At 70.5% G+C, this 14,490-nt stretch carries 15 protein-coding genes; 8 read left to right on the forward strand and 7 right to left on the reverse strand.

Annotated features, from left to right (window positions below; genetic code table 11):
- Positions 1-2: 2 nt before the first annotated feature.
- The 4 genes from urtD to urtA all read right to left on the reverse strand — a co-directional run bounded on the left by urtD (position 3) and on the right by urtA (position 4,128).
- Positions 3-785 (reverse strand): urea ABC transporter ATP-binding protein UrtD, encoded by a 783-nt coding sequence (urtD, locus tag ACIRP7_RS41795; protein WP_403671058.1) that lies wholly within the window; start codon positions 783-785, stop codon positions 3-5.
- Positions 782-1,897, reverse strand: a complete 1,116-nt coding sequence (gene urtC / locus ACIRP7_RS41800; protein WP_403671061.1) for an urea ABC transporter permease subunit UrtC — start codon at positions 1,895-1,897, stop codon at positions 782-784. The genes urtD and urtC overlap by 4 nt, the downstream gene beginning before the upstream one ends.
- Complete coding sequence (urtB, locus tag ACIRP7_RS41805; RefSeq protein WP_403671064.1) at positions 1,894-2,781, reverse strand: urea ABC transporter permease subunit UrtB; 888 nt, start codon at positions 2,779-2,781, stop codon at positions 1,894-1,896. The genes urtC and urtB overlap by 4 nt, the downstream gene beginning before the upstream one ends.
- Before the next feature lie 93 nt (positions 2,782-2,874).
- On the reverse strand, positions 2,875-4,128 hold the full coding sequence (gene urtA / locus ACIRP7_RS41810; RefSeq protein WP_403671067.1) for an urea ABC transporter substrate-binding protein: 1,254 nt from the start codon (positions 4,126-4,128) through the stop codon (positions 2,875-2,877).
- Between the two features lie 406 nt (positions 4,129-4,534).
- Between urtA and ACIRP7_RS41815 the strand changes: the two genes are divergently transcribed.
- The gene (locus ACIRP7_RS41815) at positions 4,535-5,014 is read left to right on the forward strand and encodes a MarR family winged helix-turn-helix transcriptional regulator (RefSeq protein WP_403671070.1); all 480 of its coding nucleotides are present in this window, start codon (positions 4,535-4,537) and stop codon (positions 5,012-5,014) included.
- On the opposite strand, the gene ACIRP7_RS41820 is transcribed toward ACIRP7_RS41815, so the two are convergent.
- From ACIRP7_RS41820 to ACIRP7_RS41830, 3 genes are all read right to left on the reverse strand, one after another.
- Positions 4,971-6,089 carry a substrate-binding domain-containing protein gene (locus ACIRP7_RS41820; RefSeq protein WP_403671073.1) on the reverse strand — a complete coding sequence of 373 codons (1,119 nt, stop codon included), beginning with the start codon at positions 6,087-6,089 and terminating at the stop codon, positions 4,971-4,973. The genes ACIRP7_RS41815 and ACIRP7_RS41820 overlap by 44 nt on opposite strands.
- 276 nt (positions 6,090-6,365) lie before the next feature.
- Positions 6,366-7,403, reverse strand: coding sequence for a M56 family metallopeptidase (locus ACIRP7_RS41825; RefSeq protein WP_403671075.1), 1,038 nt, complete (start codon positions 7,401-7,403; stop codon positions 6,366-6,368).
- Complete coding sequence (locus ACIRP7_RS41830) at positions 7,378-7,803, reverse strand: BlaI/MecI/CopY family transcriptional regulator (protein ID WP_403671078.1); 426 nt, start codon at positions 7,801-7,803, stop codon at positions 7,378-7,380. The genes ACIRP7_RS41825 and ACIRP7_RS41830 overlap by 26 nt, the downstream gene beginning before the upstream one ends.
- 248 nt (positions 7,804-8,051) lie before the next feature.
- Here ACIRP7_RS41830 and ACIRP7_RS41835 point away from each other — a divergent pair, with 248 nt between their 5' ends.
- From ACIRP7_RS41835 to ACIRP7_RS41865, 7 genes are all read left to right on the forward strand, one after another.
- On the forward strand, positions 8,052-9,332 hold the full coding sequence (locus ACIRP7_RS41835; RefSeq protein ID WP_403671080.1) for a glycosyltransferase: 1,281 nt from the start codon (positions 8,052-8,054) through the stop codon (positions 9,330-9,332).
- Positions 9,329-10,051 carry a polysaccharide deacetylase family protein gene (locus tag ACIRP7_RS41840; protein WP_403671083.1) on the forward strand — a complete coding sequence of 241 codons (723 nt, stop codon included), beginning with the start codon at positions 9,329-9,331 and terminating at the stop codon, positions 10,049-10,051. Before ACIRP7_RS41835 ends, ACIRP7_RS41840 begins: the two co-directional genes overlap by 4 nt.
- Before the next feature lie 445 nt (positions 10,052-10,496).
- On the forward strand, positions 10,497-11,165 hold the full coding sequence (locus ACIRP7_RS41845) for a DedA family protein (protein WP_403671086.1): 669 nt from the start codon (positions 10,497-10,499) through the stop codon (positions 11,163-11,165).
- Positions 11,162-11,767, forward strand: a complete 606-nt coding sequence (locus ACIRP7_RS41850) for a phosphatase PAP2 family protein (RefSeq protein WP_403671089.1) — start codon at positions 11,162-11,164, stop codon at positions 11,765-11,767. Before ACIRP7_RS41845 ends, ACIRP7_RS41850 begins: the two co-directional genes overlap by 4 nt.
- On the forward strand, positions 11,764-12,495 hold the full coding sequence (locus ACIRP7_RS41855; RefSeq protein ID WP_403671091.1) for a phosphatase PAP2 family protein: 732 nt from the start codon (positions 11,764-11,766) through the stop codon (positions 12,493-12,495). Before ACIRP7_RS41850 ends, ACIRP7_RS41855 begins: the two co-directional genes overlap by 4 nt.
- On the forward strand, positions 12,449-13,111 hold the full coding sequence (locus tag ACIRP7_RS41860; protein WP_403671093.1) for a response regulator transcription factor: 663 nt from the start codon (positions 12,449-12,451) through the stop codon (positions 13,109-13,111). Before ACIRP7_RS41855 ends, ACIRP7_RS41860 begins: the two co-directional genes overlap by 47 nt.
- Positions 13,108-14,484: a sensor histidine kinase gene (locus tag ACIRP7_RS41865; RefSeq protein WP_403671095.1), complete on the forward strand. Its 1,377-nt coding sequence runs from the start codon at positions 13,108-13,110 to the stop codon at positions 14,482-14,484. The genes ACIRP7_RS41860 and ACIRP7_RS41865 overlap by 4 nt, the downstream gene beginning before the upstream one ends.
- Positions 14,485-14,490: the final 6 nt, after the last annotated feature.

Raw genomic sequence — 14,490 nt, forward strand, 5'->3', positions numbered from 1 at the left:
TCTCACGCCTCCTCGGCGACGGCCACGGGAGTGGCGGGGGCGGATTCGGGCACGGAGGCGCGCCCGAGGTAGACCTCCTGGACGCGAGGGTCGGCCTGGACCTCGGCGACGGTGCCCTCGCTGAGGACCTTGCCGGCGTGCAGGACGCTGACGCTGCGGGCGAAGGAGCGCATGAAGTCCATGTCGTGCTCGATGACGACGACCGTGCGGTCCTCACTCACCCGCCGCAACAGGTCACCGGTGGCCTCGCGTTCGTCGTGGCTCATGCCGGCGACGGGCTCGTCGAGCAGCAGCAGCTTCACGTCCTGGACCAGCAGCATGCCGATCTCCAGCCACTGCTTCTGCCCGTGGGCGAGGACGCCTGCCGGGCGATCGCGCAGCTCGGCCAGTCCTGTGATCTCGAGAGCCTCCGCGACCTGCTCGGGAATGTGCTTGCGGCGCCGCAGCATCGTCCACGTTCCCCGCCCGGCGCCGATGGCGATGTCGAGGTTCTGCAGGACGGTCAGTTCCTCGAAGACGGTGGCCGTCTGGAACGTCCGGCCGATGCCCATGCGGGCGATCCTCTGCACGGGTTGGCCCAACAGGTCCTCGTCGCCGAAGCGGACCGATCCGGTGGCCTTCACCAGGCCGGTGACCGCGTCGACCAGGGTGGTCTTGCCGGCACCGTTCGGGCCTATGAGGAAGCGCAGGTCGCCGGGGCGGATGTCCAGGTCGACGCCGTCGACGGCGGTGAATCCGTCGAACGTCACCCGCAGGTCGCGGACGGTCAGTCCCTCGCCGCTCATGCTGTCTCTCCAGTCGTACGAGTACCGGTACGGGGACGGCGCCTGCGAAGGACGGCGCTCAGGGAGGCGAGGCCGCCGGGCAGGAAGCCGACCGCCACGACGAACAGCAGGCCCTGGAGATAGGTCCACGCGGCGGGGAACTCGTCCGAGAGCGTGCTCTGCGCCCAGGCCACGGCGATCGCTCCGAGCACCGCGCCCACCAGCGAGGCACGACCGCCCACCGCGGCACCGATGACGAACCCGATGGACGGTACGACCCCGATCAGCGCCGGGGAGATGATGCCGACCGCCGGGACGAAGAGGGCACCCGCCAGTCCCGCCATGCCGGCCGCGACGACGTACGCGATGAGCTTGATGTTGGCCGGGTTGTACCCGAGGAAGCGCACCCGCTCCTCCGAGTCCCGTACGGCGACGAGGAGTTCGCCGTAGCGGCTGACGAACAGCTGGCGGGCCAGAGCCATCAGCAGGAGCAGGACGGCCGCGATGACGAAGTACACCATGCGCTGGTTGACGGGGTCGTCCAGCGAGTAGCCGAAAAAGCCCTGTATGCCGGTGAGGCCGTTGGTGCCGCCGGTGGTGGCCTGCTGCCCGATGAGCCAGATGGACAGGGCGGCGGCCAGCGCCTGGCTCAGGATCGCGAAGTACGCGCCCTTCACCCGGCGTTGGAAGACGAAGAAGCCGAGGACGGCGGCGACCGCCATGGGCAGCAGCACGGTCATGGCGAGCGCGAAGGCCGGGTTGGCGAAGGGTTTCCACCACCAGGGCAGAGCGTCGCCGGTGCCGTAGAGCTGCATGAAGTCCGGGAGGGTCTCGCCCGTCGCGGCGGCGTCGGTGAGCTTGAGGTGCATGGCCATGGCGTAGCCGCCCAGGCCGAAGAAGACGCCTTGGCCCAGCACCATGAGCCCGCCCCGCCCCCAGGCCAGGCTGACACCGACGGCCACGATCGCGTAGCACAGGTACTTCGCGAGGAGGGAGAGCCGGAAGTCGGAGAGGACCAGCGGTGCGACACCGAGAAGGAGGACGGCACCCATGACGAAGCCGCTGGGGACGCGGAGGCGTTCCAGCAGCGGGACGGGGTGCGTCGTGACGGGGGCTGTCGTTGTCGTCGTCATGCCAGGCTCCGGGTGCGCAGTGTGTACAGGCCCTGGGGTCGCCACTGGAGGAAGGCGACGATCGCCACGAGCACGATGACCTTGGCCACGCTGACCGTCGTCGAGTACTCGAGGACCGACTGGAGCACGCCGAGTGCGAAGGCGGTGATCACACTGCCCTTGAGCTGGCCGATGCCGCCCACCACGACGACGAGGAAGGCGTCGACGATGTAGTTGGTGCCCATCGTCGGGCCGATCGGGCCGACCAGGGTGAGCGCGACGCCGGCCACTCCGGCGAGGCCCGAGCCGATGAAGAAGGTCACGCGGTCGACCCGGCCGGTGGCGATACCCGATACCTCGGCGAGGTCGCGGTTCTGGACGACGGCCCGGATACGGCGGCCGAGCGGGGTGAGCTTCAGGATCAGCGTGAGGGCGAGGACGCTCAGCAGGGCGAGGCCGAGGATGAACAGCCGGCTGCTGGCGAAGGTGACGCCGCCGCCCAGGGAGATGTTGCCGGTGAGCAGGTCTGGGGCCGCGGTCTGCACGTTGGGGGCGCCGAAGACGTCACGGGCGAGTTGCTGCAGCATCAGCGAGACGCCCCAGGTGACCAGCAGGGTGTCCAGGGGCCGGGTGTAGAGGCGTCGGATGAGCAGCCACTCCAGAAGCGCGCCCATGGCGCCGGCGACGAGGAAGGCGACCGGCAGCGCGACGAGCAGTGAGAGGCCGGCGCTGCTGATGGATTTCTGCAGGACGTACGTCGTGTAGGCGCCGGCCATGATGAACTCGCCGTGCGCCATGTTGATCACGCCCATCTGACCGAAGGTCAGGGTGAGGCCGAGCGCGATGAGCAGGAGGACGGCACCGATGCTGATGCCGGTGAAGGACTGGTTGAGGATGACCGTCATGAGGTCGGCTCCGGGTCGGGGACGGGAGTGCGGGCTTGCCATCGCCGTGACCCGGCCCCGTGAAGGGGCCGGGTTCACCGGTGGGGGTGTGGCTCAGGAGAGGCCGGAGGCCCAGGAGTAGCCCTTGAGGTACGGGTCCGGCTTGATCGGCTTGCCGGAGTTCCACACCTCGGTGATCAGGCCGTCGGAGCCGACCTTGCCGATCCGGGCGGTCTTGTAGACGTGCTGGGTGACACCGTCGACGGTGACCTTGCCCTCGGGGGCGGCGAGTTCGATGCCGTCCGAGGCGGCCTTCACCTTCGCCACGTCGAAGGAGCCGGCCTTCTCGACCATCTCCTTCCACAGGTAGAGGGAGATGTAGGCGGCCTCCATCGGGTCGGAGGTCGGCTTGTCCTTGCCGTACGCCGCCTGGTAGGCGGCCACGAACTTGGTGTTGGCCGCGCCCGGGGTGGTCTCGTAGTAGTTCCAGGCGGTCAGCTGGCCCTCCAGGTACTGGGTGCCGATGCTCTTGACCTCCTCCTCGGCGATGGAGACCGAGAGCACCGGCATGCTCTTCGCGGTCAGCCCCGAGGACTTGTACTCCTTGAAGAAGGCCACGTTGCTGTCACCGTTGAGGGTGTTGAAGACGGCGTCCGCGCCGGAGTCCTTGACCTTGTTGACGATGGTGCCGAACTCCGTGGAGCCGAGCGGCGCGTAGTCCTCGCCCACGACCTCCATGCCGTTGGCCTTCGCGTACGCCTTGATGATCTTGTTGGCGGTGCGCGGGAAGACGTAGTCGCTGCCGACCAGGTACAGCTTGGTCAGGCCCTGCTTCTTGAGGTAGTCGAGGGCGGGGACGATCTGCTGGTTGGTGGTCGCGCCGATGTAGAAGATGTACGGCGACTGCTCCAGGCCCTCGTACTGGACGGGGTAGAAGAGCAGCGACTTGTACCGCTCGAAGACCGGCTTGACGGCCTTGCGACTGGCGGAGGTCCAGCAGCCGAAGGTGGCGACGACCTTGTCGTCGGTGATCAGAGCCTCGGCCTTCTCGGCGAAGGTGGGCCAGTCGGAGGCGCCGTCCTGGCTGATCGGCTTGAGCTTCTTGCCCAGGACACCGCCGGCGGCGTTGATCTCCTTGATCGCGAGCAGCAGGGAGTTGTGGACTGTGACCTCGCTGATGGCCATCGTGCCCGACAGGGAGTTCAGCAGGCCGACCTTGACGGTGTCGCCGGACGTGTCCGCCGTGGCGGCGGAGCCCGACGACGTGTCACTGCCGGTCTTGGCGCCGCAGGCGCTGAGGGTGGCGGACGCGCCGATGGCCGATATGCCGGCCAGAAGACCGCGTCTGCTGATGCTGAGCCCGGACATGCACAACCTCCTTGCCCCGAAGGGCACTGTGAAAGAGAGCGGAATGGCTCGGGGAGAGCCTCGGGAGGGAATGGATGGGACACGCTTCAGAAGCGGCGGCGTTGACGCACGGGTTCCCCAGCCGTTCCGGGGTGGCGTCCGGGCTGGTCGCTGAAGTGCGACCACAGCCTGCGAGGAAACTGTTTCCGGTGCGTTTCCCCGCAATTGAAGAATGGTTTCCAGCGGAAGTGAAATTTCGAGGTAAAACACAGAAGCCGCCACTGGAGATGCCTGCTTGACGGCATCGCGATGGCGGCAATTAATGCTTCCTGTGGAAAGGATCAGTTTTCCCGGTTCCCCTTGTCAAGGGCTGGGCGATCACAGGTAGGCTCTGGGCACCGGCCGACGGTACGAGCGGAGGAGCACGATGGCGAGGCAGCCCCAGGAACTGCTCTACCTGCTGACACGGGCCGAACGTCTCGCCGTACGCCAAGTGCAGTCCGTACTGGACGAGTTCGACTGCTCCGTGGAGGCGTGGCGAGTGCTCGACCTGCTGTCCGACGGACAGGGCCACAACATGACGGCCCTGGCGGACCACGCGTTCCTGCCGGCACCGAGCCTCACCAAACTGGTCGACCAACTCGTCGACCAGAACCTGGTCTTCCGCCGCGTCGACCCCGCCGACCGGCGCCGCATCCTGGCCCACCTCACCCCACGGGGCAAGCAACGCTGGCAGCTCCTGGTTCGTGAAGTGCGTTCGGGCTGGGGGGACCTGCAGCAACTACTGGCGGACGAAGAGCTGGCCGGCCCGCTCGCACGACTGGCCGAGGCCCTGGAGAGCCGGGACACCGGTCTGGCCAGAGTCACAACACATCGTACGGAGAGCGCAGTTGGACGAGGACGTTGAAGTCGAGCCCGTCCGCCTCCGCCAGATAGATGCGCTGGCGGACATGCCGGTCATGGAGGCGGAGCAGGCCGCGCGGCCCTTCGTAGGAGACGGTCTCGGCGGCGGCCGAAATCGCTGAGACGTCCAGCGTGCGGGCCCGCTCGATGAGCGAGGCAAGCAGCAGTACCCCCTCGTAACAGGACTCGCCGAGGCTGCCGGGAGCGGGGGCCTCGAATCCGAAGCGGCCGGCATACTGGCCGTGGAAGTCCAAGGTGTCCTGGTTGGCCAGCGAGGCGAAGAAGCCCGCCGTGCTGAACAGGTCACCGGTCGCCTCCGGGCCGCTGGCCATCAGCATGTTCTCGTCCATCAGCGTGCTCAGCCTGAGACACCGCTGATCGAGGCCGGAGGCGGCGAAGGCCCGGTTGAAGCGCACCGCGTCACTGCCGACCAGCAGCATCAGCACGCCGTCCGCATCCGTGTGTTCGATGCGCCGCAGCACCTCATGGAAGTCCTCCGCGCCCAGCGGGAGGTACGCCTCGCCACAGACCTGGCCGCCCCCGCAGGCGCGGGCGTAACGACGGGCGGCCCGGGCGGTGTGCCGGGGCCAGACGTAGTTGTTGCCGACGACGAACCACCGCCGCACCTGCCGCGTCTCGGCCAAGAGGCGCATGGCGGGCAGCAGCTGCCAGTCGGGGGTCTCGCTGGTCATGAAGACGCCGTCGGTGTGCTCCCCGCCTTCGTACAGGGCGGTGTAGACGTACGGCACGCGGTGGGCGATGCGCGGTGCCAGCGCCTGCCGGACCGAGGAGATGTGCCAGCCGGTCACACCGTGCACCACACCCGTCGCCACCAGGGCATCGACCTCATCGGCGACCTTGTGCGGGTCGGCCCCGCCGTCCACCTCCAGCAGCCGCAGTTCCTTGCCCAGCACCCCGCCCGCCTTGTTGACCTCCTCGGCGGCCAGCCGCGCGCATGCCTCGCAGGCCGGGCCGAAGATTCCGGCAGGCCCCTGCATCGGGTAGACGAGCGCAACGTTCAGGGTCGAGTCGTCGGCCGTGAACCACTCGGGGAGGTGGAGGCTGAGCGGCCGGTGCATGGCCACATGATCGCCCCAGCACCATCAACACCCAAGCACTGACCCGGATTGAGACCGATTCGTAGGGATGCAGGGGAAAGCCCTTCACCGTGGCGGGGCGCGGAGCAACCTCGACATGGGCCTGGTGTGCCGCTGCTGCCGGCAGGACGTGCGGCGGCTCTCCCACAGGCGGCGGCTACTCCTTCGTCCTGGCCGGCGTCCGCGACAGCAAGGACTGGTTCGGCCGCGGACTGCTCGCGACCTGAATACGCGTAGCCGACAGGTCCGGCCGCCTCGTTACGGGCGGTGCTCCTGAAGTTTCCGGCGATCGAGTTCCTCGAAGCAGAAGTCGGGCTCGTGCCGGTATTCTCCGGTCGGCGGCGCGCTCGCCGTGGCGGCGTACGCCGCGCACTGCGCGCTGTCCACCATCTGATCGCTGTCGGATGCGGCGTTGGCGAGGCTGGCGCAGCACACGGCGAGCAGGAGGCCGCCCGCGACCAGGGGCAGGCTCCGGCGCGGGAGCGGCGGGGCCAGCAGGGCGCGCACCCGCTGCGGCACCGCCCCGCCGGTCGCGGCCAGTGCGGCCGGGAATGAGGCACCGGCGGATGCCAGCGCGGCGCGCCCGACGGCGTGCGCGACGATCTTGCGGTCGCCGACGCGCTGCGCGGCCTCCTCGTCGGCCCAGCGTTCCAGGACGAAGCCGCCCGCGACGGCCAGCGGCCGCAGCAGCGGGTTCAAGGCCGCCGTGAGCCGCCACAGGACCTGGAAGAGGTGATGACGGCAGCGCAGGTGAGCCCGCTCGTGTGCGAGGAGGGCCTCGCGCTCGCGGTCTGTGAGACAGCGCAGCATTCCCCGGGAGACCACGATCCGGCCCGGCGACCCGGGCAACGCGAAGGCCATCGGGACGTCGTCGTCGACCACGACCAGCTCCGTCTCCTCCGGCAGCCGGGCGCGCTCCCGTCGCGCCCGGACGAAGAGCTGGACCTGCCCCCCGGCGGCCACGCCCAGCGAGGCGACGCCCACGGCCAGCATCAGGGCACTGCCTCCCGCGACGACGAGGTAGACGGGATCCTCGGCTTGCAGGGCGGCCACCGACCAGCGGCCCTCCTCCGCAACTTCCGGAATCTGTGCCACGCCGGTGAAGGCGAGCAAGGCGAGTGCGCCCGCCCAGCCGATCGCCGTCACGAGCGCGGCGCAGGCCAGCGCCCAGGCGGCGGGACGCGGGGGCAGCAGGGGGGCCAGTCGGGGCGCGAGCACGGCGAGCACAGCCGTGACCGCGAAGGGGACGTAGACGCTGAACAGCACGGCTTTACGCCCTCTCTGCCGAGCGATCATCTCCGGTGCGAGCGTCGTGCCCGGACAGGAGCTGATGCAATACGTGCTCGTCCTGCTCGGACAGTTCCGAGACGAAGCGGGCCAGGACCGCCTCGCGGTCGGAACCTCCCTCGAGCAGCGACCGCATCCGCTGGGCGGTGTGCGACGCCTCGTCCCGCGCCGGCTCGTAGGCGTAGCCGCGGCCCTCGCGGTGCCGGACGAGCATCTCCTTGTCGTACAGCCGGGACAGGATGGTCAGGACGGTCGTGTAGGCCAGGTCGCCCGGCAGCGCCTCCCGGACCTGGCCGGCGGTCAGGGGGCCGTCGGCGGCCCAGAGCGCGGCGAGGACATCGCTCTCCAGTTCGCCGCGGCCTCGCCTGCCGGACGCCCCGCGGGCGCCACCGTCCTCTTGCTCCTCCACCGGATGCCTCCGTTCGCCGACCGTCCGCACAGACTACCCAGCCTTCTCCTACTAGTTGTAGGAGGTATGCTCCGGGCTTCGAACCGCGAACTACTACAACTCGTAGAGTTCCGCCGCTCCCGTCCCTGCGGAGGAAACCCATGCCCCACCGCGCGAGCACGGCGCCCAGACACACACTCACGGGCGCCCCTCCTCCGCAGCCCGCCGCGACGCCCGGCGCGGGACGGGTCGCGATCGTCTCAGCGAGCGTGGGAGCCGGTCACGACGGTGCCGCCGCCGAGCTCGCCCGCCGTCTCGCCGCGCAGGGCTACACCGTGGACCGCCTCGATCTGCTGGACCTGCTCCCCGCCCACCTGGGCCGCACCGTCCAGGAGGGCTATCACCGGATACTGGTGCGAGCCCCCTGGGCCTACCAGCGGATCTACTCCAGCACCGAGCGGGCCGGGGGCGGCGGCCCGGTGGCGCGGGCGCTGCTGCGCACGGCACAGGACCGGGTACTGCGCGCCCTGCCGCCGGGCACCGACGCCGTCGTCTCCACCTACCCCGGGGCCAGCCGAGTCCTGGGCAACCTGCGCCTGGACGGTCGGCTGGCCGTGCCGGTCCTCACCTATCTGACCGACTTCTCGGTGCATCCGCTGTGGGTCGCGCCGGGTGTGGACGTCCACCTCGCCGCTCACGCCGTGCCCGCCGCCCAGGCGCGCACGGCCGGGGCCCGGGACGTACGCGTGCGCGGGCCGGTCACGGACCCCCGTTTCCGACCCTGCGATGAACGGGGGCGTGGCCGCGCCCGGGAGAGGTTCGGGCTGCCGTCCCACGCCCCGCTGGCTCTGCTGGTCGCCGGGTCCTGGGGGGTGGGCCCGGTCCGTACGGTGGCCCGGGAGCTGCGTGACTGCGGCGCCGCTGTCCCGGTCGTCGTCTGTGGCCGCAACGAGGCCCTGGTCGAGCAGCTGCGCGCCGACGGCATCGACCATGCCTTCGGCTGGGTCGACGACATGCCCTCCCTGATGCACGCCGCCGATGTCCTCGTCCAGAACGCGGGCGGGCTCACCTCGCTGGAGGCATTCGCCTGCGGCCTGCCCGTGGCCAGTTACCGCTGCATACCCGGGCACGGGCTGACCAACGCCGCCGCCTTGGACGAGGCCGGTGCGGCGGTGTGGATACGCGACCCGGCCGACCTCAAGGCGGTGCTGTGCGAGCTGATCGACGGCCCGCTCGGACGTCGGCAACGGGCAACGGGATTCGCCCTGTTCGCTCAGTCCCCCGACGGCTGCCCGACGGCCGAGATTGCGCGCGTGCACCGTTCCGGAGTCCCCGACCGGGGTTTTCGCCCGGTTGCACACCGGCACCGTACGACGCGCCGGCTCGCCGCCACGGCCGTCCTCGCGTCCGTCGTGTGGGCCGGCGCCGTCGCCACCGGGGTGGCGACGACCTACGACGGTCCCGACCTCATCCACGCCATCAGCCACCGCCTCGACCCGGACGGCTTCCCACCGGAGCACACCTCCCCGCCGGAAGACGACCACTCGTGAACATCGCCCCGACGCTGCGCACGGCGGCCCTCGCCGCCGTACCCGTCCTCGCCGCCGCCCACGCCGCACCCGTCGTCTCCACCTTCGGACCGCTGCGCAACCGCCTCATGCCCCGCCTCTCGGGCCGCGGCCGCATGAACCACATCGCCCTGACCTTCGACGACGGCCCCGACCCCCGCTCCACCCCGCACTTTCTACGGCTGCTCGCCGGGCGCGGAGTGCACGCCACGTTCTTCCTGCTCGGCGGCGAGGCACACCGCTCCCCCGGCCTGGTCCGCGAGATCGCGGCGGCCGGTCACGAGGTCGCCGTCCACGGCTGGCTGCACCGCCCCCTGCTGCTGCGTGGCCCGCGCGCCACCTATGACGACTTCCGCCGGGCCCGCGACACCGTCGCCGCGATCACCGGACAGCAGCCCATGCTCTTCCGGCCCCCGTACGGCGTCATGTCCACCGCGGCCCACCTCGCGGCCCGCCGCCTCGACCTGACCCCGGTGCTGTGGACCTGCTGGGGGGAGGACTGGACGGCACGCGCCACCCCGCACTCCGTCCACCGCACCGTCACCGCCGACCTGGACGGCGGCGGCACGATCCTGCTCCACGACTCGGACTGCACCTCCGCCCCCGGCGCCTGGCGCTCGACGCTGGGCGCGCTGCCCCGGATCCTCGACACCTGTCAGGAACGGGGTTACGGCGTCGGCCCGCTGCGCGACCACGGCTGACCAGCACGAATGCGCAACGGTCGGGGCACGGGGGCTCGGTCACACGCCTCGCCGGCAGCGGCCGCGGCTTCGCCAGGAGTGCCCGTGCGGGTACGCCCGCCTGGTGCCCTCGCCACTGGATCACGGAAGGAGCAGCCGGGATGTGGGCCGTGGTGATCGTCGTCCGGGTGCCGGTGGCGGCGATGAGGTAGGGCGCGGAACCCTCCCGCGGGTTGGACGTCGTACTCGGCCGAGGCGTGCGGGGCGAGCACTGCGGGGCCGGAGGAGATGGTCCTCCAGTTGGAGGCGCCCTGGCCGGTGCGGCTCGCGAAGTTTGCATCCGGTCACCCACAGAACATCTACTACATCTTGTAGATGTAAGCTCGCCGAGTGCCGTTCCATCCAGGCCACGTACACGCGGATGGACCAATCGCAGACACCCGGTCACCGGAAAGGCATCCTCGCCATGACCACACCGATCCATCCGGCGTCACAGCTGGCCGTGAACGTGCTGGACGCTCATTCGCTGCTGGCGGCGTTCGGCGTGCTGGGCGTCGGGGTGGTGATGTTCGCCGAGACAGGGCTGCTGGTCGGCTTCTTCTTGCCGGGCGACTCGCTGCTCTTCACGGCCGGTCTGCTGAGCACGGGCTCGGCGCAGTCGAGTGTGCACCTGTCGCTGGGACCGCTCCTGGTCGCGGCGGCGGCAGGCGCCCTGGCCGGGGCGCAGTGCGGCTATCTGCTCGGCCGGAAGACGGGTGGAGCGCTGCTGGCCCGTAGCCGCTCGCAGCGTCTGCACGAGGGTGCGAAACGCGCCGAGGAACTACTGGAGCGATACGGACACGCGAAAGCGATCACGCTGGCCCGTTTCGTGCCGGTGGTGCGGACCGTACTCAATCCGATGGCCGGCGCGCTGGAGGTACCGGTGCGGACGTTCACGTTGTGGCAGATCATCGGCGGGCTCGTGTGGAGCCTCGGACTCACCCTCGCGGGGTACGCGCTGGGGTCGTCGATCCCGAACGTCGACCGTTACCTGCTCCCCCTGGTGGCGTTGATCATTTTCGTGTCGCTGATCCCCCTGGCTGCCGAGGTGTACAGGGCTCGGCGGGATGGCCGTTCCGAGGGAGGACGCAGGTGATCTTGGCCTTCGACGGGTCGTCTGTAGACGGCTCCGCGTATCTGGATGTGGTGCGTCTGGCCCGGCATGCGCCGGCCTGGCTGGACTCAGCGGTGTCGTTCTGGTCGACGTACGGGCTCGCGGTGTTCGCCGTGCTCGCGCTAGTGGGCTGGTGGTTCGCTCGACGGGGCGGGGATGCGGCTGCGGTGAGGGCGCTGGCCGTACCGGTGGTCGTGGTCGTCGCGTATGGGGTGGATGCTTTGGTGAAGCTGGCCGTGCGCGAGGACCGGCCGTGCCAGAGCCTACGAGTGAAGACGCTGGAGGAGTGTCCGGCGCCCGGCGACTGGTCCTTCCCCAGCAACCACGCGGCGATCGCCGCCGCCGCTGCCGTGGCGCTGCTCTTCGTCTCGCGTCGGCTGGGGGCGGTCGCGGCAGTGGCGGCCCTTGCGATGGCGGTCTCACGGGTGTGGGTCGGCGCGCACTATCCGCACGACGTCGTGGTCGGCGTGCTGGTGGGTGGCCTCGTCGCACTGATGTCGATGCTCGTGCTGCGACGGTGGTCGCGATCGGTGGACCGGTGGATCGGCACCGGCCGCCTGCGCCGACTGCTGGGCGCCTCATGAATCGGCGCGACGCCGCCGACCTGGCCGGGACGGTCGGTCTCGGCGCTTGGGTGGCGTTCGGCGTCCTCACGATAGTGGTGCTCGGCCAGGACGGCGCTCAGCTGTGGTCGGACGAAGGTTTCCTGGCCTGGTCGCTCGCCCATCGGCCGGACGTCGCCGGAGCTCTGGCCCGAGGGGTGACCGATACCGGCAGCGGTGCCGTCCCTTACGTCCTCACCGTGTTGGCCGGCATGGTCGCGGGACGAACCGTGCGGCGACGGATGGGGGCCGCCGCACTGGCCCTTGCCTGTCTGGGAACCGGTCAGGCGCTGCGCTACGGGGTGATGGAAGTCGTCCAGCGGCCGCGTCCCGCCCGTGCCGACTGGGCGACGTCCGCGAGCGGTTGGGCGTTCCCCTCGGGACACGCCACCACAGCGGCCCTCACTGCCGGTCTGCTGATCGTCGCGGTCTCACTGCGCGCCCCGCGCGGCGCCACCCCACTCCGGGTCGTCATCGGGTGCTGGGGCGTGCTGGTGGGCCTTTCCCGGGTCTATCTCGGCGTGCACTGGTTCACCGACGTCATCGGCGGCTGGCTGTTCGCCACCGGATGGCTCGGAGTCTGCCTGTACGCGATGATCCGGTGGCTGCCCGCGTCGTTCGTCTCCGGCACGCTCCGTGCGCCGGACCATCCAACGGAGGGCCATGCGCCACAAGATCCTGGTCGTCGAGGACGATCACGCCCTGCGTGACGTGCTGCGTCGCGGCCTGCTCGACGAGGACTTCGACCCCGTGCCCGCCGCCGACGGCGCCACCGCCCTGCGGCTGGCCACCGACGACATCGCGGCCGTCGTCCTGGACGTCGGGCTGCCCGACGCGGACGGCCGGGACGTCTGCCAGGCGCTGCGCGCGGGCGGGTTCGCCGCCCCGATCATCTTCCTGACGGCCCGCCATCACCTCACCGACCGGCTGTCCGGGTTCTCCGCCGGAGCCGACGACTACCTGCCCAAGCCGTTCCATCTCGCCGAACTCGTCGCCCGGCTGAGGGCCGCACTCAAACGGGCCGCACCCGCGGCGGTGGCCACCGCCGGAGACCTGGTCCTGGACGCGACCCGGCACAGCGCGCAGGTCGGCGACGTCCACATCGACCTGTCTCCCACGGAGTTCCGTCTGCTGGCCACGCTCATGGCGCCAGGCGGGACCCTCGTGTCCCGCCGCGACCTGGTCAGGGCCGCCTGGCCGGACGGCGCCCAGGTCAGCGACAACACCCTGGACCAGTATCTGAGCCGACTGCGCCGCAAGCTGCGCGAAGCGGGCAGCGGCCTCCGCCTCACCACGACACGCGGGATCGGGCACCGGCTGTCATGAACCGGCTCGCGCGCCGTCTGGCGCCCCGCACGCTGCGCGGTCGGCTCTCGCTCGTGGCCCTGACCACCGCCGCGCTCCTGATGACCGTGCTGACCGTCGTGTTCAACAGCGCGATGGACCGGCACCTGCAGCACCAGGCTGACGACGAACTACGCAACCGCGCCGCCGCCGTCGCCACCACCGTCGACACCAGCGGGCCCCGAGTGCGGGTCCTGGAGACCGTCAACGACAGCCTGCTCGACGCGAACGTGTGGATCTACGCCGGGACACGCCTGCTGGAGAAACCGCCGTCCGCCACGGCCGACAGTGCGCTCACCCAGGCCGCCGACCGGCTCGCCGCGCGGGGCAGCCCGGTCTGCGCGACCATGCAAACCGACAACCCCCGTTTCATCCGCCTGTGTTCCCAACCCATGTCCGGCCTCCGCAGCACCGCCACCGTCATCACGGCCACGGATCTCGCCCCCTACCGCAGCTCCGCCGACACCCTGCTGTCGGGCTCGCTGATCCTGGACGCTGTCATGCTCGCGTGCACCTACGCGCTGACGCGGCTGGCCGTCGGACGGGCACTGCGCCCCGTGCGCACCATGACCGACCAGGCCACCCAGTGGAGCGCAGTCGGTTCCGACCAGCGTTTCGGCGCCGCGGACCAGCCGGCCGAACTGGCCCGCCTGGGCACCTCGTTGGACGCACTGCTGGACCGCATCCGCACCGTACTGCGTCACGAGCAGCAGCTGACCGGGGAGTTGTCCCACGAACTGCGCACTCCGCTCACCCGGATCGTCGTCGAGCTCGACTGGTGGCGGGCCCGCCCGCGCTCGGCCGCCGAGACCGACGCCACCCACGAGGTGATCGCGGAGGCCGCCCAGTCCATGCGCACCATCTGCGACACGCTGTTGAACGACGCCCGCGAAAGCGCGCAGAACACCACCACGGCCGTCGGTACCACCGCTGTCGCTCCCGTGCTGCGTCGGCTGGTCGAGGACCTCGACGCACGGAAGCAGCTGAAGACCGTCGTCGACGTGCCGGACCAGCAGATGGAAGCGGGCGTCGCTTCCGCTCTTCTCGAACGCATCGTCAGCCCGCTGCTGGCCAATGCCGTTCGCTACGCCGGCTCCACGGTGACCGTGTCCGCGAGGCAGTTGCCCGGCGGCGTCCGCATCGACGTCACGGACGACGGTCCTGGCGTACCGGAGGAGTTCCTCGACGATCTCTTCCAGCCCGGCCGACGCGCGGACTCGGGCGACGGGCACGACGGGGCGGGCCTGGGACTACCGCTCGCGCGACGCCTGGCCCGCGCCGTCGGCGGCGAGGTCTCCCACGACCCCGAGCACACACCCGGAGCACGATTCCTGGTCGACCTGCCCGCCGGATGACGTGAC

The organism is Streptomyces sp. NPDC102270 (genome assembly GCF_044766405.1).
GTDB lineage: Bacteria > Actinomycetota > Actinomycetes > Streptomycetales > Streptomycetaceae > Streptomyces.